This window comes from Rathayibacter sp. AY1A3 (assembly GCF_002930975.1).
Taxonomy (GTDB): Bacteria; Actinomycetota; Actinomycetes; order Actinomycetales; family Microbacteriaceae; genus Rathayibacter.
Map to the genome: position 1 here is coordinate 40675 of NZ_PSTO01000007.1, position 21912 is coordinate 62586.

A 21912-nucleotide genomic window follows, 5' to 3' on the forward strand; every position below is an offset into this window, starting at 1 on the left:
CCTGATCCGGCTTCCCTTTCCTTCTCGAGGAGAAGGTGATCCGCATCAGTAGCGCGAGCACTGCCGCTCGTTCTCTGAACGCCTTCTCCTCCTCTTTCGATCGGTGTACCCGGAACGGTGACGATCGGAAAGGCTCTCTCTTCCGTGACTCCTCAGGACACTGCCGTCGGCGACTCCGCCGACTCCTCCCGCACCGGCTCCCGGTCGGGCGTCAAGGCCCTCTCCGCTCTCTCCCGCCGCACGATCCTCGCCGGATCCGTCGCCGGCGCGGGCGCGATCGCGTTCGCGACGCCGGCCCTCGCGGCCGGCGACCTCACCGCGGTGCCCCGACTGCCCGGCGAGGTCTCGCGCCTGTCCACCGCCACGTCGAAGACGGGCGGGAAGCGCTACGAGATCATCGACGTCGTCGTCGCGGGGGACCGGGCGCGCCTGTTCGTGCCGCACGCGACGCCTCCGTCGCAGACCAGGGGCGCATCGATGCTCTGGTACTACCACGCCCGCAACGGCACCCACACGGCGCTCTCGAGCGCGTTCGCCTACTCCGCCGACCTCGCCGTGGACCGCGGCATCGTCAGCATCTGCCCGACCTACGGCGGCAGCATCTGGTCGAGCCCGCGGGCGATCGAGATCCAGGCCGCGGTCGCCGCCTGGGCCTCGTCGGTGTGGCGGATCGACGCGAGCCTCCTGCGCTCCGACTCCGGAGGCGGGCCGCTCCTGGCCTGGGCCTACGGGAAGCGGATGGTGCCGAACATCCGGGGCGCGTACCTCTGCAGCAGCTCCTACGACATGGAGGAGCGCGCGGCGAGCGAGCCGGACAAGATCGGCCCCGAGTACGCGGATGCGGCGGCGATCGCCGCCACCAACCCGGCGCGGCTGCCCGCGTCGGTGTGGCGCGGCGCCCGGCTGAGGATCACCGGATCTCCCGACGACGTCATGGTGCCGCTCGCCCTGCACGGCGCCGCCCTGCACGCCGCGGCCCTGCCCCTGGCGAAGGAGGCGACGCTGCGCACCCACCCGGGGGAGGGCACCGACGGCCACAAGGTCCCGAGCTTCACCAACAAGGAGATGATCGACACCTTCCAGCGCTGGATCGCCGAGGGCCCCGTGCCGCAGACGGAGCCCGTGCCCGAGACGCCGCCCGTGTCCACGCTGCCCGGCGCGGGCACCTACGAGAACGGCGCCGCGCAGATCGTCACCACCGGCACCTGGACGACGCTGAAGGCCACCGCGGACAGCGGCGGGAGCATCGCCTACTCGACCAGCTCCGGCGCCTCCGCGACGCTCGCCTTCACCGGCACGAGCATCGCCTGGATCAGCCGACTCACGTCGTCCTCCGGGATCAACGACGTCGAGCTCGACGGCGTGAAGGTCGCCTCCGTCGACCGCTACAGCGCGTCCGCCCGCTCGAAGCAGACGGTGTGGAGCAGCGGACAGCTCGCGGCCGGGCCGCACACGCTGACGATCCGCCGGGGGAGCAGCCGCAATCCGGCCTCGACCGGCAGCAATCTGCTGCTCGACTCCTTCGTGGTCGGCGACGCGACGCCTCCGCCGGCGACGACCCTGCCCGGAGCGGGCACCTACGAGAACGGCGCCGCCCCGATCGTCACGACCGGCACGTGGTCGACGCTGAAGGCGAGCACGGACAGCGGCGGCAGCATCGCCTACTCGACCACCGCGGGCGCCTCCGCCACCCTCGCCTTCACGGGTACCAGTGTGAGCTGGATCAGCCGCCTCACCGGCTCGTCCGGCATCAACGACGTCGAGCTCGACGGAGTCAAGGTCGCGTCCGTCGACCGCTACAGCGCCGCGACGCGGTCGAAGCAGACGGTCTGGAGCAGCGGACAGCTCGCGGCCGGGCCGCACACGGTGACCATCCGCCGCGGAAGCGGCCGCAATCCCTCCTCGAGCGGCACCAACCTGATCCTCGACGCGTTCGTGGTCGGCGACGCCGCTCCGGTCCCCACGGTCACCGTGCCCACGCCGATCGCGGAGTGGTCCTTCGCCGAGAGCGCCGCCCCCTTCGCCTCGGCCGTCGCGGGCGCTCCGGCGCTCCGGCAGGGTGCGGGCTCCTCCGCCCGCGCCGTCGCCACGCCGTTCGGCACCGGAGTCGCCCTCAACGGGACGACGGACCACCTGGTCGTCCCCAAGGGCGAGGTCGGCCCGCTCAACCTGGGCGCCTCGACCGGCCAGGTGACGATCGCGGTGTGGGTGCTCAACTCCGACGCGGACGGCGCCTGCATCGCGGGCGTCTGGGAGGAGTCGACGGTCGGGCCGCTGCGCTCCTACGCGCTGTTCAACAACCTCCCCGAGTACGGCGGCTGGGAGCGAGTGTGCATGCACGTCTCGAAGCTCGGCGGGCCGACGCCCGGCTACCCGTACTCGCGCGACTACTCGGTGGAGCCCCGCCGGATCACGCGCGGCGTGTGGCAGCTGCACGTCGGGACGTACGACGGCGCAGTCGCGGTCTCGTACCTCGACGGCGCCGCCACCGCGTACCCGGTGTACACGGACAAGCTCGGCGCGACCTACGCCAAGAACCCCTACGTCTACCCCGACGGCCTCAACGCGGCTCCGGGCGACTTCGTGGTCGGAGCGGTCGGCCGGGACGGCACGATGATCAACCGCTTCGCCGGCTCCCTCGCCCGACTGCGGGTGTGGGACCGGGCGCTGACCGCGGAGCAGGTGAAGCAGCTCTACTCGGCCGAGAAGGGCGCTCTCGGGTGACGACCCGAGGGCGGTGACACGAGTGCGAGAAGCGGATGATCCGCTTCTCGGACAAGGCCGTGTGAGCAATAGCCGGTGTCCCTCTTTCGAGGATGATTTAATCGGCTGAATTCGGATCTGCGGGCGGCCGCTCCACTGCTGCTCCGCCGTTCTCCGCCGCCTGTGTCCGCTGCGCGCGATTCCGCACTCACGCGGACGTGCGCTCCCGGAGGGGCGGATCGGGAATTCATCGCCCGGCGGCCGCGCAGCCCTGTCCCGGATCTCGGAGTGCGGCCCCGCGCCAGATGCGCACCGGCGCGACCACCTCCCAGCCGAGGGTGAGGTAGAGGGCGCGGCCGTCCGTGCTGGCGACGAGGAGACCGCTCCGTGCACCCTCGGACCCGGCCCAGGCGGTGAGGGCGTCGACGACCCGCCGTCCCAGCCCGCGTCGGCGGAACCGCGCATCGGTCTCGATCCGGTCCAGGACCGCGACCGTCCCGTGCACGGCGGCGGTGCCCTGAGCGGCGACGACTCCGTCGACCAGCAGCCGGACGCTCGCCACTCCGTCGGCGGCCTCGAGCACGGCTCCCTCGAGCAGGGCACCCTCGGCGGTGCGGCCCGGGCCGAGGAGCGCCGCCATCAGGCTCTCGTCGCCCGCGACGAGCTCCAGCCCGGCGGCGGGCGCGAGGCGGGCGTCGTCGCCCAGGCCGATGACCGTCAGCCACTCCCGGGGCCCGGCCGTCCGCTCGGCGCCCGCCTGCAGCGCGGAGGGCGACGGATCGACCAGGATCCGCTCCCGCGTGCGCGACTCCGCTCCGACATCGACCAGCCATGCTCCGTCCTCGCGGACGCGCTGCACGCCGCGTGCACGGCACCAGCCCTCGATCCAGTCGTCCACCCGCTCCGTCGTCGTGATCACGCCCCGAGAGTAGCCGCGACCGGACGGGCGCGATCGTGGAAGCGGGCTCTCCCGGCGGTGGCCGTCGTTCCCCGCCAGGACCGCCCTCGCCGCGGATCGCACCACGCGCACCGCGATCCGCCGGGTCCTCCCGTTGTCAACCTCAGTGCCACGGCGCCGTCCCCGGCCCTACCGTCGGCGCGAGACATCCGCTGCACCGCCGGGACCCTGACGGCCGTGCCGAGAGTGAGGGGCCGATCCGATGCCCAGGCAGGACGGCGACCCGCGGAGCACCACCCGAGTGCTGCGCGAGCTGGTCGCCGCGTTCGAGGATCCGGGAGCCGTGCACCCGGCGCTCGCCCGGCAGGTGCGGAGCGCCGCCCGCGAGCTGCTCGGCGCGTCGGAGCGGGAACCGCTGCTCCTGCGCGTGCGGATGCCGACCCTGATGGTCCCGCGCTCGGTCGTGGACGAGGTGCCCGATCCGCCCCCGGTGCCGCCCGCCGCGCTCTGACCCGACGGCGCTCGTACACTCGGACGATGCGACACGGCATCGTCATCCTCCCGCAGGACCCGTGGGCCGAGGCCCGCCGGAAGTGGCAGTCGGCCGAGGGCCTGGGCTTCGACCACGCGTGGACCTACGACCACCTCTCCTGGCGCTCCCTCGCCGACCAGCCGTGGCACGCGACCGTCCCCACCCTCACCGCTGCTGCGATGGTGACCGAGACGCTCCGCCTGGGCACGTTCGTGGCCTCCCCGAACTTCCGCCACCCGGTGCCGTTCGCGAAGGAGATCGCGACGCTGGACGAGATCTCGGGCGGTCGGACGATCGTCGGGGTCGGCTCGGGCGGCACGGGCTTCGACGCCCGCGTGCTCGGGCAGCCCGAGTACTCGCCCCGGCAGCGGCACGAGCGCTTCAGCCAGTTCGTCACGGCCCTCGACGCGCTGCTGCGCTTCGAGGAGCCCGGCTCGGGCGGCGTGGACCTCGAGGGGGAGTGGTTCACCGCCCGCTCGGCGCGCATGGTGGGCGAGCCCGTGCAGCGCCCCCGCGTCCCGTTCGTCCTCGCCGCCAACGGGCCGAAGGGCCTCGCGCTCGTCGCCGAGCGCGGGCAGGGCTGGGTCACCACCGGCCCGGAGGGAGTGTCGAGCGAGGAGTGGTGGCGGGCGGTCGGGTCCCTCTCCCGGCGGCTCGACGCGGCGCTCGAGGCGGCCGGGCGCGACCCGCGCACCGTTGAGCGCCACCTCTCGCTCGACTCCGGGAGCGACTACTCCCTCGAGAGCGTCGCCCGGTTCGAGGACATGGCCGGCCGGGCGGAGGAGCTCGGCTTCACGGACGTGATCGCGCACTGGCCGCGGCGCGACGGCGTCTACGCGGGCGACGACGAGGTCCTCTACGAGGTCGCCTCGCGCTTCTGACCGGGCCTCGGGGACTCTGGAGCGGTCCTCAGACCGCGCGGGCGCTCCCGCGGTCGACGAGACGCGCGGGCAGGAGGCGGATCGACGGCTCCTCGCCGCGGGACGGCTGCTCGATCCGCTCGACGAGCGTGTCGACCAGGTGCGCGCCGAGCTCGGCGGCACCCGTCTCGACGTAGCTGTAGGGGAGCGAGAAGTCGCGGGCGAACTCGGCCGAGTACAGGCTCACGACGGACAGCTGCCCGGGCACGGCGACAGCGCGTCGGCCCAGGATCGCGGGAAGCATCGCGATGGTCCGGTCGCTGTGGACGACCAGCGCCGTGAGACCGGGGTTGTCGTCGAGGAACGCCGTGATCATCGGCTCGACGGCGTCGGCGGCGGTGGCGGCCGGGCGCAGCACCAGCTCGATCCCGAGCCGACCGGCGGTCTCGAGAGCCGACTCGCGGAACCGGAGCCCGTAGGTCCCTCCGCGGTCGAAGACGCGCTCAGGAGGGGTGACGAGACCGATGCTCCGATGCCCGAGGGCGCCCAGGTGCTCGATCAGAAGGCGGGCCGCGTCGCCGAAATCGAGGTCGAAGACGTCCACCCCGGAGGCGTCCGCGGGCACGCCGAGGGCGGCACCGGGCCGCCGCGAGGCGCGCAGAACGGGCAGCCGGTCGTCGTCGTCCGCGACGCTCAGAAGGATCAGTCCGTCGACCTGCCCGGAGCCCGTGAGCCGGCGGACGGCAGCCGCCCCGTCGGCCTCGGTGGCCAGCAGCACGTCGTAGCCGAGCTCGCGGGCGCGGGCCGTGATGGGGAGCACGTACTCGACCATCGCGGGCGCGAACTCGTCCGGGTCGAAGTGGACGAGCAGTCCCAGCGCCATGGTGCGGCGCGTCGCGAGCGCCCGTGCTCCGGCGTTGACGGTGAAGTCGAGCTCGGCGATCGCGTCCTCGATGCGCTTGCGCGTCTCGGGGGAGATGCTGCGCTTGCCGGAGAGGACGTACGACACCGTGCTGCGAGAGACCCCTGCCGCTTTCGCGACGTCTCCGATCGTGGCCATCTCCACCCCCGCTCGAACCGTGTCGAGAGTGGCAGTGCGGCGCGGCGCATGCAACTCGGGCGCCGCGTCCCCGGCCCGAGGACCGGACGCTGCGACTCCGGCGCTCTGCTCGTCCACGGCGCGCTCGTCCACGTCCGGTCCCGACGACACGCCGACGCGGCCGGGCGCACGAGGTGCCCGGCCGCGTAGAGGGCGTTCTGGACGGATCAGCCGCAGCGCGCCGCACCGTAGGCCGGTGCCGTGGATCCGCTCGCCGCAGCGCCGTCGACCGTCCCCGCGATCCGCACGTCGAGAGCGCCGGCTCCGACGCTCGCAGCGCGGGTGCTGAAGGCGGCCGAGACCGTCTTGCCGGGAGCGACCCCGGTGAAGGTCTTCGTGCCCCAGGCCGAGCCGATCGTGACGTCAGCGGCGACCGCGCTGGTGTTGGTCGCCGTCCCCGTGATCGTGACCTTCCCCGCGGTGCAGCGCGAGGCCGCCGTGCCGCTCACCGTCAGGCCCGCTGTCCGCCCGACGAAGGGCGTGACCGAGATCCTGTCGATGTTGGGCGCGTACTGCGAGGTGAGCAGGACGCCGGGGAAGGTGTCGGAGAGGTAGGTCGTCCCGTCGAAGCCCGGGAGCTCCTTCGAGGTGATCGCGATGGTGTTCGAGCCCTTCCTGAGCGTGACCGGCACGCTCAGGTCCCACAGCTGGTTCTGGTGGAACGTGTGCGGGAAGAGCACGCGCTGCGTCACTCCGTTGACCGTGATGTCCGCGTGGCGGGCGAGCGGGTCGGGGTTGTAGTGCGTCGCGGGGGACTGCTCCTCGTTGGAGTAGCGCAGCGTGAGCGCGTACGTCCCGTCCTGCTCGGCCTTCACGTCGCCGAAGGTCAGGGTCGAGTCGCCGTCGCGTCCGCCCCCGATGTTCCCGACGGCCTTGCCGCCCGACGCGAAGGACAGGTCGCGGACCGTGGCGGGGCCGGTGATCGTGGCCGCCTCCGCCTCGTAGCTCGTCGTCGCGGGCGGGTTCGCGCTCGCTCCGATGACGATCCGATCGACGAGGAGCGTGCCGCTCGTGCCGACGACCTCGATCTTGTTCACGCCGCCCGAGAGGAAGACCTGGCGGGTCGAGCTCGCGCCCACCGGCCCGACCTTCACGTCGTTGACGTAGAGGTCGCCGGTGCCGCCGCCCAGGGTGTCCACCGTCACGGAGGACGGCGCGTCCTTCGCGGAGTAGCCCCAGACGGTGGTGGAGGCGCCGCTGGTGAGCGTCGCCGTGCCCGAGCCGGAGACGCCGGCGCGGGAGTAGTCGGCCGTCGCTCCGTCCTCGAGCGTGCCGGTCTCGGCCTCGTGGATCGAGGTCGCGGCGGCCGCGCTGGGGAGGGAGAGCTCGATCTTGTCGACGATCGCGTCGCCCACGGTCGACTTCGTGCCGGCGAGGTTCTTCGCGGCGAGCGAGATCGTGTGGGTGCCGGCGGTCAGCTTCACCTTGGTGTCCGCGTGGTCCCAGACCACGAACTTGTAGGCCAGCGGAAGGAGGATCTCCTGCTCCGCAGCGCCGTCGACGCTCAGGAACGCGTTGATCGGACCCTGCTGGGCGTTGGCGGCGTAGGTGTTGAGGGAGTTGGCGAAGGCGCTGAGGTCGTACTCGCCGTCCTTCGGGACGGTGACCGCGAAGTCGAGCTTCAGGTCGCCGCCGGTGCGGATCCCGCCGACGTTGCGTCCGCCCGAGGTGTAGAAGCCGCCGACGTTGGTCGGCGAGCCCTCGGGTCCGTTGAGGTTCCGCGATCCGGTGTAGCGGGCGTCCTCGGCCTCGTACTTCTGGCGGAAGTCGACGGGCGAGGCGGACGGCGACGACGCGTTGGCGCCCGGGGTCAGGACGACCTCGTAGGCGGAGTCGACGTCGAGCGCGGGGAGGGATCCGCCGAAGTCGAGCGAGAGGGCGCCGTCCACGACGGACGCGTCGAACTCCTTGACCGTCTGCGGGGCTCCCGAGTCGCCGACCTGGCCGGTCCAGCGGATCTCGCTGACCTCCACGTGGACCTTCGAGCCGAAGGTGGCGGCCGGGATGCGCTCGAACGCGACCTTCTGCGAGCCGCCGACGCCTCCGAAGAGGGCTCTCGCCTGCTTGGCCGCGGTGTCGAGGGTCGCGACGCCCTGGAGTGTGTAGCTCTGGCCGGGCTTGGGGGGCGTGACCGCGACGGTGTCGCCGGTCATCGAGGCGTAGGCGTTGAGGAGCCACCACTGGCCGTTGGCGCGGTTGGCCTGCACCGCGGAGTCGGAGAGGTTGCCGTCGATGTTCCAGTAGGCGATGTCGCCGTCGACCTTCTTGTCCTCGAGCGCGCTGATCCACTGGACCATCTGGCCGGGCACGGAGGTGTGGTAGTTGAAGGCGTACTCGTTGAGGTTCACCGGCAGGTGCTTCCCGGCGTAGGACGTGCCCGCGTACAGCTCGTCCTCCCAGGCCCGGAAGCGGTCGACGTTGGTGCGGATCTCACCCGGGGCGCTCAGCTCGTGCCAGGTCATCACGTCGGGGACGGTGTCCTGCTCGAGCGTGTGGGTCATGAACCCGCGGACCTGGTCGTAGAGGACGCTGGTGTTCGGTCCGGCGATGCGGGCGTCGGGCATCCTGTCGCGGATCAGCGCGTAGGTGCTGTCCCAGGCCGCGAAGAACGCGGTCGGGTCCTCCAGCCAGCTCTTCCCGTCGTAGCTCCACTTCCCGTTGCCGAACATGTTGCCCTCGGGCTCGTTGAACGGCACGAACACGATGTTGTCCTGGTACTCCTCGGGGAGCGCGAGCACCTGGTCGACCTGCGTGGCGATCTTCGCCTGGTAGTCGGCCAGCTTCTCCTGGGGAGTGCTGCCCGGCCACTCGTAGGGGAAGCCGCGGTAGATGTCCGTCATGTAGATGTAGGTGTCGCCGTCCGAGGTGTCGGCGACGGCCTTCGCGACGCTGAGCGCGTCGGCGCCCGGATGCTGCGGCCCGTCCTGCGCCTTGGTCGAGACCGTGCGCAGGTCGATCCCCTCGAGGAGGTTGTCGGAGGGGAGGCCCTCGCCGTAGACCCCGTAGAGGGTGCCGGACGCGCCGCCCATGAACTCGCCGGTGCTCGTGCCGAGGTCGATGGTCATCTCGTCGAGTGCGCGCACCGTGACGGTCGCCGTGACTGCGGTGCCGAGGCCGGTGACGGTGCCCTTCACGGTGAAGGTGCCGCGCTTCGCGTACGCGGAGGCGGGGACGCTCTCCCAGGTGACCGGGGCGTCCCGGTTCACGCCGTCGGAGTAGGTGGCGGGGACCCCCGGCAGGGCCGGCGCGACGCCGATGCCGGTGGTGACCGCGACGCTCGTCGAGAGAACGCCGGTGACGGCCGGCGCGGCGTCGCCCGCCAGACCCCGGACCTGAGCGGCGGTCAGAGCCCGGTCGTAGACGCGGAAGTCGTCGATCGCTCCGTCGAAGTAGGGGTGCACGTTCCAGAGCGCCCGGCCGATGTTGCCGCTCTTGGAGGCGGAGGCGGAGTAGAGCTGCTTCGCGAGGTCGACGGAGGCGGGAGCCGTCGCGACCTGCAGACCGTTGAGGTACAGGGTCACGGTCGTGCCGTCCATCGTCGCGGTGACGTTGACCCACTGGTCCTTCTGCAGCGGCGAGGAGCTGGAGACCCCGGTCTCGCCGCCGTCCTTCAGCTGCTTGATGATCGCGCGGGCGCTGCCGCCGTCGAACGACGGAGCGAAGGCCGACGCGGCGTCGGGGCTGATGCCCAGACACCACAGCCACTGGAAGCCTCCGGTGCCGGACCACTTCGTCCAGGCGGAGACGGTGGTCTGCGTCACGCCCTGGAAGAGCCCGTTCGGCACGGTCAGGTACGGCGCGGAGGCCGAGTCCGCAGCGCCCCCGGGAAGGTCGATCGCCGTCGTACCGGCCTTCCGACCCGCGACGTACGTCGCTCTCGCGCTGTTGACGACGGTGCCGTCGAGCTTCTTCGACGAGAGGTCGGCGACCGTGGATCCGGACACCTGCCCCTGCTCGAAGTCGTACTGGAGGATGAGCGCGTCGGCGGGGACGGAGGTGTCGGCCGCGGAGGCGGACTCGGCGCTCGGGAGAGCGACGGCGAGGGCGGCGAGTGTCGCGGCACTCAGCGCGAGGGCGAGGGAGCGGGTGCCGCGCCTCGGGGAGGACATCGTTGTCACGCTGGTCACTTTCTGTGGGGACAGCCGGCCGGACGACGCCGGGCGTCGGTCCGGGGACGGAGCAACAGTGCTTCGAACCGGTTCGACAAAACTAGGTTCCGCGCCTGCGACACGCAAGAGGACCTGAGGAGTTCCTCGTCCGGCTCGCAGGTGCCGGCGGTCGCTCGGGGCCTCGCCGGGACTCGTCAGCCCGCCGGAGCGGCCGTCGCCGCGACGCTCGACAGCGGGCGGACGGGTTCGAGAGGGGCGCGCATCGCCGGGGGAGTGCTGCTGATCGGGATGCTCGCCGGATGCACGGCGGGTCCCTCCGCTCCCGTCGACGACCGGATCATCGTCGCCGCGGAGAACAGCGACCGGCACGCAGGAGGACGTCCTGGACGCGGTCGAGGGGAGCCGCCCGGACTGGCTGAGCCCGGACGGCGTCCTTCCGCGGTGACCCGCGGGACCGCGGCGGCCTGTGCCGCGTGCGGGAGGATGAGGGCATGACGCTCCCTCGGCCGACGCTCCTCTCCCCGCCGCTCCAGGACCGGCTGGCCCGGTGGTTCGACGAGGAGGCGCCGCCGGCCCCCTCGCTGAGCTGGGCCCTGTTCGACCGCAGCGGGCTGATCGTCCACCACGGCCGCGGCGAGCACCGCCTCGACGGGGCCGCTCCCGGGCCCGGGACCGTGCACCGCATCGCCTCCATGTCGAAGAGCTTCGAGGCGGCGGCGGTGCTGATCCTGCGCGACCGCGGGCTGCTCCGCCTCGACGACCGCGTCGCCGACCACGTGCCGGAGTTCACCGACCCGCTCGACTCCGCGGGCCGGCCGCTGCCCGTGACGGTCAGGATGCTCCTCAGCAACTGCTCGGGGCTCCCGGAGGACAACGGCTGGGCCGACGACGTCATGGCTCTGACGCGGGAGGAGTTCCTCGAGGTCGTCCGCCGCGGGCTGACCTTCACGGAGCGGCCGGGTGAGGTCTACCAGTACTCCAACATCGGCTTCTGGCTGCTCGGCGTGCTCGTCGAGAACGTGACCGGGGAGGACTTCCCGTCCTTCGCGACGCGGACGATCCTCGAGCCGCTCGGCCTCCACGACACCCGCTACGACAGCGGCGACTACCCAGACGGCACGGATCTGGCGGCCGGCTTCAGCACCTTCGACGACGGAGCGACCTGGGTGCCCCGCCCCGTCACCGGCACCGGAGCGGGCGCCTGCGCCGCGAGCATGTTCAGCGCGGTCGGCGACATCGCCCGCTGGAGCGGCTGGCTCTCCTCCGCGTTCGAGGGCGAGGACGGCGCGGACGACGACCCGGTGCTGAGCCGCGGGTCCCGCCGCGAGATGCAGCGCGGCTGGACGCCGGTCCCCGCGCTGAGCCCTCGCGCCGTCGAGAGCACGCTCGACGGCTCCGCGTACGGGTTCGGCCTCGTCGTCGAGCACGACGTCCGCTTCGGCGGGATCGCCCACCACTCCGGCGGCCTGCCGGGCTGGTCGTCGAACATGCGGTGGCATCTGGAGTCGGGCCTGGGGGCCGTGGTCTTCGCGACCGCGAACGGGGCGAAGCTCGCCGCCGCCGCGACGGGACTGCTCCGCGCCGCCCTCGAGGACGCCGCTCCGCCGGCACGCACCATCACCCTCCTCCCGTCGACGCTCGCCGCGGCCGCCGCCGTCGAGGCCGCGATCGTCGCGGGAGACCTCACCCGGGCGGGGGAGCCGGGCAGCGGCGCCCTGCTCAGCCCCAACCTGCTGAGCGATGTGCCGGCAGACGTGCGCGCCCGCCGCCTCGCCACGGCGATCGCGGAGATCGGCGGTCTCGCCGAGGACGCGACCGCGAGGCCGCTGGTGGAGCGGCTGCTCTGGAGCGCCTCCGCGGCGCAGGCGGCCTTCCTCCTGCCGGGCCGCGACGGAGAGCTCGAGTGCCGGCTCGAGACCACGCCGACCGTCCCGGCCCTGATCCAGCGCCTCGAGATCGTCGTGCGCGAGGCTCCGACGGCTGCCCTCCCGGTCGTGCGCTTCTACCGCCCTCGGGCCGGCTAGCGGTCGAAGACGAGGCGCGGACGCGGCGCCCCTCGACGCTCCCGCACCGAGAACGGCGGGCGGCCCGCGAGGGACCGCCCGCCGTCACGCTCCCGCGGTCAGCGGATCGTCGTGCTCGCCGTGTCCGCGTTGCTGCGGATGGACGGGTCGGGCGTCTTCGTCGAGAACGCCGCCGCCAGCGCGGTCGCCGTGCCCGAGACGGCCGCCCTCACCGTGATCTTCTCCGACACGGTCCGCCCGTCCGCCAGGCCGGCCCGCTGGAACACCACGACGTTCCCGACCCTGGTGTACGAGCCTGTCGCCGAGACGAACTGCACACCCGCGGGCAGGACGACCTGCGAGAAGACCGACCCAGACGCAGCCGGACCGGCGTTCGTCGTGATGAGGGTGTAGGTGAGCGTCCTCCCCTTCACCGCCGAGGCCGGCCCGGAGAGGTCGACGCGCAGATCGGCCTTCGTCGCGACCTGCTTCGGCGAGACCGTCAGCGTGCTCGTCGCCCGAGCCGTGCCCGCCGAGTTCGCGGCCTGGATGCTGAAGGTGGTGGTCCCGGCCGTGGTCGGCGTCCCGGAGAGGCGCCCGGTCGCGTCAAGGGTGAGTCCGGCGGGCAGTGCGCCGGAGACCAGGGAGACCGACGGAGCGGGCGTGCCGCTCACCGCGTAGCGGAAGTCGTAGGCCGAGCCGACGACGCCGGCCGCGACCGTCCCGGAGAGGTTCGGCGCGACCGTCGTCGACGAGACGGTGACGGTGCTGGTGGTCTCCGCGGAGGCGGTGCCGGCGCGGGCCGCCAGCGTGAACGTGAAGGTGCCCGGCGCGGACGGAGTCCCGGTCAGGCGCCCGGCCGGAGTCAGGGTGAGGCCGGACGGGAGCGCACCGGAGGAGACGGCCACCGACGGCGCGGGGAAGCCCGAGACGGTGTAGCCGAAGTCGTAGGGGGTGCCGACGACGCCCGGCCCGGGGGTACCGGAGATCCCCGGCGCAGCGGCGGCGGGGGAGACGACGACGGTGCTGGTGGTCTCCGCGCTCCCCGCAGCGTTTGAAGCCCGCAGGGTGAAGGTGGAGCGGCCGGCGGTCGTCGGCGTCCCGGTCAGGCCGCCACGATCATCGAGGCTCAGGCCGGCGGGGAGCGTTCCGGAGACGAGCGAGACCGTCGGCGCCGGTGTGCCCGTCACGCTGTAGTCGAAGTCGTACGGGGTGCCCACCGTCGCGGCGGGCGGGTCGCCGGCCAGGGTCGGCGCGACCGTCGTCTCCGCCACGGCGAACGTGTGCGGGGCCCCGACGGTGGCGCCGAAGGGGTTCCGCGCGGAGACGGCGAAGGTGGACGTGCCCGCGGTCGTCGGCGTGCCGGAGAGGAGCCCGGACGCGCTGAGGGTCAGGCCGTCGGGGAGTGAGCCGGAGGCGATCGCGAACGAGGCGGGGCGGTCGGCCGCGAAGGTGTACGAGGCCGCCGCTCCGAGCGACCCGGACGCGGGAGGAGCATCCGCCGTCAGGACCGGACGCGGGCCCCGGGCGAGCACGTGATCGGGTCCGGCTGCGAGAGCCGTCGTGCCGGCGAGGCCGGCGGGGAACTGCAGCTGCCCGGCCGAGCTCCGGCCCCAGCCGACGATCGTGCCGTCGCCCTTCAGCGCGAGGCTGTAGTCGGACGCGGCGGCGATCGCCACGACCCCGGACAGGCCTTCCGGCACCGTGGTCTGGCCGTAGTCGACGACGACCGAGTCGGAGCTCGCGCCCCAGGCGACGACGGTGCCGTCCTCCTTCAGCGCGAGGCTGTGGGTCTCTCCTGCCGCGACGGCCACCACGCCCTCGAGCCCCGCGGGGACGTCGGTCTGCCCGTAGAGGTCCCAGCCCCAGGCGACCACCCTCCCGCCGGACACGGCGAGGCTGTGGCGCCGGCCCGCGGCGATGGCCGTGACGCCTCCGAGGCCGGCCGGGACCAGGCCCTCGCCCAGCCCGTTGCTGCCCCACGAGGTGACGGTGCCGTCGCTGCCGAGCGCGAGGCTGTTGTCGCGGGAGGACGAGATCGCGACGATCCCGGTCAGCGCGGCACTCCTCGAGACCTGCCCGTCGCCGTCGTAGCCCCAGGAGACGACGGTCCCGTCGCTCTTCAGTGCATGGCTGCTGTAGTCGCCGGCGGAGACCGCGACGACCCCCGTGAGACCGTCGGGGACGCTGGTCTGCCCGTACGACCCGCGGCCCCAGGCGACGACCCCGCCGTCGCCGTTCGCGGCGAGGCTGTGGGTCCGGCCCGCGGCGAGGGAGAGGACGCCCTCGACCCCGGCCGGGACCGTGGTCTTCCCGTCGGTGCCGCTTCCCCAGGCCGCCACCCCGAGGACAGGGGCGGACGGAGCGGCGACCGCCGCGAGAGGAACGGCGGTGCCGACGAGGAGCGCGACGGCCGCGGTCAGCCCGAGCAGGCCCCGCCGGAGCCGCCGCGCCGCTCCTGGATCCCGCGGCTGCGACGTGCCGTCCTCGACGGCGGGCGGACGAGGGACGGTGCTGGAGCGCATGTGCTGCCTTCGATCGGGACGGCCCTCATCGGCCGTCCTCGAACCGTGGCACGGCCGTCCCGCCGCTGACAATGTCCTCTAGCGGCCCTGTCCGGAAGAGGGCGCCGCGAAGCCCCGCGGAGGGGTGCTCGCCCGGTCCCGCGGCGGGCCCGCGCAGCTGCGCCGATCGCCGCGCCGAGCGCATGTGACGGTCAGCGCATCCCGAGGGACGCCGTCGCGTCCTGACCGCTCAGCGGGGTCGGAACGGGGACCCCGACCCTCCCGCGTACGGGGCGTCCGCCTGGTCGAAGTCCCAGCGGCCCGCGGTGGACGGGCGGACGACGGGGGTCTTCGTCGGGGTCGGCGTCGCCGACGGCGCCGGCGCGGCGGCCAGCCCGGCGTGCCAGCGGAAGATCGCGTCGATGCCGTCCTGGTTCACCCACGACGGTGCGTTGTGGCCGAGCGCGTGCGTCCGGACGGTCGCCTCCCTGGCCGTGGCCGTCGCCTTCTTCACGAGGGCGAGCCCGTGCAGTGCCGGCGGCACGCTCGGGTCCGGGTGGGCCGTGTCGGACACCACCGCGCGGATGTTCGCGCCGGCCCAGGCGGAGGCGGGCAGCCGCTTCGGGTTGTGGGAGTCGATCTGAGCGGTGCTGCCGCCGAAGGCACCGCCGATCGAGAAGCGGCCCCGCGTCGTGCGGTCGTGGGTGTCGCGGAGGTCGTAGACGCCGTTGACCAGGTAGACGCCGTTGATGCCGGGGAAGACCCGTGCGCCGTAGTCCTCGCAGGCGAGCGCACCGCCGGCCGACATCGCCCAGAGGTAGCTCGCGGCGATCGGGAACTGGCCGGAGAGGTAGGCGTAGCCGTTCCGCTGGTGCTTCTGCGCGGTGTCGTTGGTCCAGATCGTTCCGCCGAGCGTCTGGCAGATCGCGATGGCGCCCCGCTCGACGGCGAGCTCGGCCGGGTACGCGAAGACGCTGGACAGCGAGGTGTGGTCGGCCTGCGCGGAGTGGATGAACCAGATCACCGGTACCGCCGCGGCCTGCCGCGGCTTCACCGTCTGCGGCACGAAGATCCGCGCGAGGTCGCCCGCGATCGAGACCGTGAGGACGTCGTAGAGCACGCCGCGGTTCTTCGTCCTCACGTTGATCGTGCGGGTCTTCTCCCCGGGCAGGCCGGGCACGGGGGAGGCGGAGGCGGAGGCGGCCGGGAGCGTCGCCGCGCCCAGAGCGAGAGCACCCGTGAGGGCGCCGCCGATGACGGCGCGCCGCCGGAGGCCGGGAGTTCGAGAGGGGGGTCCTGCGGAATCGTCGGGGGACACGGGAGCTCCTCGTGCAGGGACCGCGGGCCGACGAGGTCGGCGGAGCGGTCCGGGTCGGCGGGGGGTGTGCCTGCAACGCTAGCCGGAGGACCGGCCGGACGACCCGTCGATGCGCGCCAGTCGCGGGACGGCGGAGGGACGACGCCGCAGGGGCGGAACGGTCGGCGGCTCGGCGACCGCATCGGCGGCGGATCGAGGCGCTCAGGAGGCGAAGGAGAGGCCCGTTCCTGATCGCCCGCCCCGCCGGTTCCGACCCTTTCGCCCCGTTCGGGAGCACTTCCCCGCACCGGTCCGGCCCCCCGGTGCGAAGGCTCCCAGGTTCCTCGCGCTCGCCAGCGGTTCGGAACGACCACGCCGTCCGAGCCGTCCTCCCGTCGACCCGCCCGAGCATCACTCCAGCACAGGCCCCAGCTCCGCCAGGACCTCCGCGACCCGGGCCCGCGCCCGTGCATCCAGCCCGCGGACCGGATGCGGGAGGCAGCGCGCCTCGGCGAGACCGAGCTGCTCCGCCATCGCCGCGACCACGCGGTAGCTGCCGCCGTGCTCCGCGAAGAGGTCCCAGACGGGCTGCAGGCGTGCCGATCCCGAAATCGCCGCCGCCTCATCGCCCGACTGCGCCGCCCGGGCGATCGACAGCGCCGTCCGCGGGAAGATGCCGCCGATCACCGAGTACCAGGCGTCGCAGCCGCCGAGCAGCCCGCGCGCACCCGCGGCGTCCCCCGAGACCCCGACAGTGACCCCCTCCGGAACCCGCGCCCGGATCTCGCTGACGCGCGCCGCCGCGGCGCCCGGTCCCTCCGGCACGCCGGGGATCTTGAGGGAGGCGACCTTCGGCAGCCGGGCGACGGCCCCGTAGAGGTCGTCGGAGAAGGAGAAGCGCGTCGTCCCGGGGTTGTCGTACACGACGAGCGGCACCGAGAGCTGAGCCGTCACGTCCTCGTAGAGCCCGAGCACGTCCTCGTCCGTCAGCGGCTGGTAGCCGAGCGGCGCCAGGAGCACCGCGCTCGCCCCGGCGCTCTGCGCGTCCTCGGCGAGCGCCAGCACCTGCGAGGTGCGCAGCGCCCCGATCCCGACCACGACCGGCACCGGGCCGGCGCTGCGGACGGCGATCTCGGCGGCGCGCCGGCGCTCGCCGCGGTCCAGGTACGGAGCCGAGCCGGTCGAGCCCAGGGCGCCGATCGAGTCGACTCCCGCCCGCGCGAGCCGCTCGACGAGAGCGGCGAACGACCGCTCGTCGAGACTGTCGTCGCGGAGCGGTGTGAGGGGGAAGGCGCTGAGTCCGGTGAGCACGTCGGTCCGTTCGCTGGGGGCGGGAGGGGCCCGGCCAGTCTCCCCGGCGGCAGGGGCCCGGTCGAGGCCAGAACCGCCGGGGCCGGGGGACCAGCCGTCACTCCGCGTCGAGCACCACTCGGGAGTGGAGTCCGAGCCGGTCGAGGAACGCCTCGTCGTGGCTGACGACGACCAGGCCGCCCCGCCAGGCGGCGAGAACGTCGACGAGGTGGTCGGTCGTGGCGAGATCGAGGTCGTTCGTCGGCTCGTCGAGCACGAGCAGCTGCGGAGCGGGCTGCGCCAGCACGAGCCCGGCGAGCGCGACGCGGAACCGCTCGCCGCCCGAGAGCGACGCGATCCTCCGATCGACCACGTCGCCGCGCACCAGGAGCCGCGCGAGGGCGTTCCGCAGCTCGACCGCCGGACGATCCGGCGCGGCCCGGGAGACGTGCTCCCGCACGGTGGCCTCCTCGTCGAGGAGTCCCTCGCGGCGCTGGGGGAGCCAGCCGACCCGCTCCGTCAGCGCTCGGGCCGTGGTGCCGGCGAGCGGATGCTCCCGCGCACCCGGCGCCCCGACGAGGTGCTCGAGCAGAGTCGTCTTCCCCGTTCCGTTCGCGCCGACCACGGCGATCCGCTCCGGCCCCTGGAGCACCGTCGTCCGGCCGCGCACCGTCACCTCCGCCAGACGGCGCCCGGCCGCGACCACGGGGTCCGGCAGGTCGAGGCGGACCCGGTCGTCGTCCCGGACTGCTCGCGACGCTGCGTCGACCTGCTCGCGCGCCCGCGCCTCCGCGGCCCCGTGCCCGGAGCGCAGCCGTCCCGCGGTCGCCTCGGCTCGTCCTCTCCGCGCGTTCGCGAGGATCGCGGGCATCGACTCCGCCGATCGCGCCCCCGCCCGCGCGCGGCGGGCGATGGTCGTCTCGGCCTCGATGCGCTGCCGCCGCTCGGCGCGGAGAAGCCGGTCGGCGTCGCGCAGATCGCGCTCCGCGGCCGCCTGCTCGAGGGCGAGCCGCTCCTCGAACGCCGAGAACGTCCCGCCCGAGGTGCGGACCGCCCCGTCGCGCAGCTCCGCGATCTCGTCGACGTGCTCGAGCAGTTCCCGGTCGTGGCTGACGAGCACGAGCGTCCCGCGCCACCGGTCGACCAGGTCGAGCAGAAGCCCTCGGGAGCGCCGGTCGAGGTCGTTCGTCGGCTCGTCGAGCACGGCGATCGGCCGGCCGCGCAGCCGGACGCCGGTCACGGCCGTGAGGACGGCCTGCCCTCCGGAGAGGGTCGCGACCGGCCGCAGCAGGTCCGCCTCCTCCAGGTCGAGACCGGCGTCGCCGAGTGCGGCGAGCGCCCGGGCCTCGAGGTCCCAGTCGTCCGCGAGCACCTCGAAGTGCCTCGGATCCGCGTCGCCGCGGAGGATCGCGTGCAGAGCGCCCAGGCGCTGCCGGATCCCGAGGAGATCGGAGACGGTGTCGTCGGGCCCTCGCCGGAGGCGCTGGGGCAGCAGGTCGACGGGTCCCGTCGTCGAGACGCTCCCGGCGGTCGGGGAGAGGCCGCCGGTGACGAGGCGGACGAGGGTCGACTTGCCGGCGCCGTTCGCGCCGACGAGACCGGTGCGCCCGCGTCCGAACGCAGCGGTGACGCGGTCGAGGACGACGGAGCCGTCGGGCCAGGCGAACGTGCAGTCGTGGAGGACGACGGCGGGCGGGGTGGTGCGGGAAGAGGAGGGCACGGTGCTCCAGTGGTCGGTGTCGGCGCACGACGACCACCGGGCTCCGAGGGAGCAGGAGCTCGCCCCTGAGGGGCGGGCACGGGGGACGTCAGTGCGAGAGCAGCTGCTGCGTCGTGGACGCAGTACCGGTGCTGGAGCGCAAGAGTCCGTCTTCCGTGCGGGGAGCCCCCGTGACCGCGAGCCGCTGGATCGGCCGGTGTTGCGGCCGCACCGACGTCGCGGCTCGCGACGAGGTACCCGACGACCGTACGTGCCCGTCGATACACGCGCAACCGTGACCGACTGCTCGTCCGCGGCCTGCGCCCGTCGGCGCCGTCGCGCGGCTCGCGGCGGACGGCTCTCCACCCACGGCGGGACGGCCGGACCGCCCTGGTATGCACGCTGCTGCCCACCGGTCGAGGGGGTCGCCGGCGGGCCCTCCCGTCGCCGGGCCCTCACTACGCTGAGCCCATGGTGACCATTCGCGACGTCGCGGCCGATGCGGGGGTGGCCCGCAGCACGGTGTCCTACGTGCTCTCCGGCAACAAGAAGCTCCCGGAGGCGACCCGCCTGCGCGTGCTCGCGAGCGTGGAGCGGCTCGGCTACCGGCCCGACCCGATGGCGCGGGCCCTGGCGCTGCGGCGCACGAACATCCTCGGCTTCTTCGCCTCCGTCGATCCGGAGTCGCGGCAGACCGATGTCGACGTCTTCATGCGCTTCGTGCGGGCGGCGATGTACGCGGCCCGCGCCCGCGGCTTCGACCTGCTGATGATGGGCACGGGCGAGGGGGAGCTCGCGCGCGACGTCCTCGCCGATGCGCTCGTCGTGATGGACATCCGCCGGGACGACCCCCGGCTGCCGGTCCTCGCGAGCATCGGCCTGCCGACCGCGCTGGTCGGCTACCCGGGCGAGGGCAGCCCGTTCAGCGCGATCGACCTCGACTTCGACGGCGCGGCGCGGGTGGCCGTCGACCACCTCGCCGACCTCGGGCACGTCGAGATCGCGGTCCTCGGGATGGGCCCCGACGCCTACGAGAGCGGCTACGCCTTCGCCCTGCGGTTCCGCGAGGGCTTCCTCGACCAGTGCCGCCTGCGCGGCGTGCGGGGCGCCGTCATCCCCAGCACCGACGACGTCGACGACTGGTTCGAGCAGGCGCAGGAGCAGCTCCCCGGCCTGAGCGCCGTGGTCACGCACGGGCCGGGCGTGCTCGAGCCGTTCCTGCAGCGCCTCAGCGGCCTGGGCCTGCGCGTCCCGGAGGACTGCTCGATCATGACCATCGCCCCGGAGGCGGTGATGCGGCACGCCGACCAGCCGGTCACCGTGGTGGACCTGCCCGGCGACGAGATGGTCTCGCGGGCGGTCGACCTGGTGCTCGACGAGCTCGCCGGCACCGCGACTCCGGGAGTGACGGAGCTGCTGCCCGCGGTGGTCGTGGACCTCGGCACCACCGCGCCCTTCTCGCCGGGCACCAGCCGGGGCGTCGTCCCCTCGTGGCGGCGGGCGCGCGGCTGACGTCGACCCGGTCGCCGGGGGCGTTCCCCGGGCGATCGGTGAACCGGTTCTCCGAAATCTATTGAACCGGTTCTCCGACTCGGTTAGGCTCGCCACGACTTCCGGACGGACCGCCTCAGCGGGCGCCTCCGGAGGGTCTTCCCGGCGCGAGCGCTCCGCTCGTCCCGACCGTATTCAGAGAGGAATACCGTGAAGAACAGCATCCGACGGGCCGCAGGCGCCGCCTCCCTCGTCCTCATCGCCGGAGTCGCCCTCAGCGCGTGCAGCGCACAGGGAGCGGGCGACGACTCGTCGAAGTCGCTCACTCTCTGGGACAGCTTCACCCAGTACGACGCGTCCTCCCCCTACGGCCAGCTTCTGGCCGGCTGCGAGGCCTCGACCGGGATCACCCTCGAGCGCACCTCCGACCCCGACCTCACCACCAAGCTCCTGCAGTCGGCCGCGTCGAAGACGACGCCGAACCTGGTCGTCCTCGACAACCCCAACGTCGCGAAGTTCGCCGACACCGGCCTGCTCGTCGACAACGCCGCCTCCGGGCTCGACACCAGCGACGTCCTCCCGAACGTGCTCGCCGCCGGCCAGCTGGACGGGAAGACCTACGGCTCGTCGATCGGCTCGAACACCCTCGCACTCTTCTACAACAAGGCGCTCTTCGAGGCCGCCGGCGTCACTCCGCCGACGACCTGGGACGAGCTGACCACCGCCGCGAAGGCCCTCACCGCGGGCGACGTCACCGGGCTCGGCTTCTCCGCGATCGGCACCGAGGAGGGCACCTTCCAGTTCCTGCCCTTCTTCTGGGGCTCCGGTGCGACCCTCGAGGACATCTCCTCCGACGACGCCGTCTCGGCGCTCGCGCTCTGGACCGACCTGGTGAAGAGCGGCTCGGCCTCGCAGGCGAACGTCAACGCCAACCAGCAGGACGTCCGCGACCAGTTCCTCGCGGGCAAGCTCGGGATGATGGTCAACGGCACCTGGCAGCTCTCCGCCCTCGACGAGGCGGGCATCGACTACGGCGTCGTGCCGATCCCGGCGAAGGACGGGGGAGCGGCACCGAGCCCGCTCGGCGGCGAGTTCGTCGAGGTGGTCGCCTCCGACGCCGCGAAGCAGACCCTCGCCACGGAGTTCGCGCAGTGCGTCATCCAGCCCGACAGCCTGAAGGCCTGGGCGGCCGGCCAGTCGTACATCATGCCGTACGCCGACGCGGCCGCCGAGCAGGCGACCGAGGACCCCGCGCTCCAGCCGTGGGTCGAGGCCATCTCGGTCGCGCAGGGACGCACCAGCGACCTCGGCGTCGCCTACCCGGACACCTCGAAGGCGCTCTGGACCGCGATCCAGGAGTCGCTGACCGGCTCGAAGACGCCGCAGGCGGCCCTCGACGACGCCGCGGCGAGCCTGAAGTAGCGGCC

Annotated in this window: 13 protein-coding genes; 6 read left to right on the plus strand and 7 right to left on the minus strand. The window is 73.4% G+C overall.

What is annotated here, in order from left to right:
* Positions 1–144 precede the first annotated feature (144 nt).
* Positions 145–2724: a LamG-like jellyroll fold domain-containing protein gene (locus C5C10_RS05005; RefSeq protein ID WP_104328703.1), complete on the plus strand. Its 2580-nt coding sequence runs from the start codon at positions 145–147 to the stop codon at positions 2722–2724.
* Between the two features lie 226 nt (positions 2725–2950).
* Here C5C10_RS05005 and C5C10_RS18040 read toward each other — a convergent pair whose 3' ends face one another.
* Entirely contained in the window at positions 2951–3622 is a 672-nt protein-coding gene (locus C5C10_RS18040; RefSeq protein WP_104328704.1) for a GNAT family N-acetyltransferase, read from the minus strand.
* Positions 3623–3863: 241 nt separating this feature from the next.
* Here C5C10_RS18040 and C5C10_RS05015 point away from each other — a divergent pair, with 241 nt between their 5' ends.
* Positions 3864–4112 (plus strand): hypothetical protein, encoded by a 249-nt coding sequence (locus C5C10_RS05015; protein WP_146082107.1) that lies wholly within the window; start codon positions 3864–3866, stop codon positions 4110–4112.
* Between the two features lie 26 nt (positions 4113–4138).
* On the plus strand, positions 4139–5014 hold the full coding sequence (locus C5C10_RS05020; RefSeq protein WP_104328706.1) for an LLM class flavin-dependent oxidoreductase: 876 nt from the start codon (positions 4139–4141) through the stop codon (positions 5012–5014).
* Between the two features lie 28 nt (positions 5015–5042).
* Here C5C10_RS05020 and C5C10_RS05025 read toward each other — a convergent pair whose 3' ends face one another.
* Both C5C10_RS05025 and C5C10_RS05030 read right to left on the minus strand, forming a co-directional pair.
* Positions 5043–6053 (minus strand): LacI family DNA-binding transcriptional regulator, encoded by a 1011-nt coding sequence (locus C5C10_RS05025; protein WP_104328737.1) that lies wholly within the window; start codon positions 6051–6053, stop codon positions 5043–5045.
* A 206-nt stretch (positions 6054–6259) separates the two neighbouring features.
* Entirely contained in the window at positions 6260–10201 is a 3942-nt protein-coding gene (locus C5C10_RS05030; RefSeq protein ID WP_104328707.1) for a LamG-like jellyroll fold domain-containing protein, read from the minus strand.
* A 491-nt stretch (positions 10202–10692) separates the two neighbouring features.
* Between C5C10_RS05030 and C5C10_RS05035 the strand changes: the two genes are divergently transcribed.
* A complete protein-coding gene (locus C5C10_RS05035; protein WP_104328708.1) occupies positions 10693–12225 on the plus strand; it encodes a serine hydrolase in 1533 nt (510 codons plus the stop codon).
* Between the two features lie 98 nt (positions 12226–12323).
* Here C5C10_RS05035 and C5C10_RS05040 read toward each other — a convergent pair whose 3' ends face one another.
* The 4 genes from C5C10_RS05040 to C5C10_RS05055 form a co-directional block, all read right to left on the minus strand.
* Positions 12324–14729, minus strand: a complete 2406-nt coding sequence (locus C5C10_RS05040) for a putative Ig domain-containing protein (RefSeq protein WP_104328709.1) — start codon at positions 14727–14729, stop codon at positions 12324–12326.
* Between the two features lie 229 nt (positions 14730–14958).
* Entirely contained in the window at positions 14959–16026 is a 1068-nt protein-coding gene (locus C5C10_RS05045; RefSeq protein WP_104328710.1) for a hypothetical protein, read from the minus strand.
* Positions 16027–16416: 390 nt separating this feature from the next.
* Positions 16417–17316: a dihydrodipicolinate synthase family protein gene (locus C5C10_RS05050; protein WP_104328711.1), complete on the minus strand. Its 900-nt coding sequence runs from the start codon at positions 17314–17316 to the stop codon at positions 16417–16419.
* A gap of 97 nt (positions 17317–17413) precedes the next feature.
* Entirely contained in the window at positions 17414–19015 is a 1602-nt protein-coding gene (locus C5C10_RS05055; RefSeq protein WP_104328712.1) for an ABC-F family ATP-binding cassette domain-containing protein, read from the minus strand.
* A 450-nt stretch (positions 19016–19465) separates the two neighbouring features.
* Between C5C10_RS05055 and C5C10_RS05060 the strand changes: the two genes are divergently transcribed.
* Positions 19466–20506 (plus strand): LacI family DNA-binding transcriptional regulator, encoded by a 1041-nt coding sequence (locus tag C5C10_RS05060; protein ID WP_104222050.1) that lies wholly within the window; start codon positions 19466–19468, stop codon positions 20504–20506.
* Between the two features lie 189 nt (positions 20507–20695).
* Complete coding sequence (locus C5C10_RS05065) at positions 20696–21907, plus strand: extracellular solute-binding protein (RefSeq protein ID WP_104222048.1); 1212 nt, start codon at positions 20696–20698, stop codon at positions 21905–21907.
* Positions 21908–21912 lie beyond the last annotated feature (5 nt).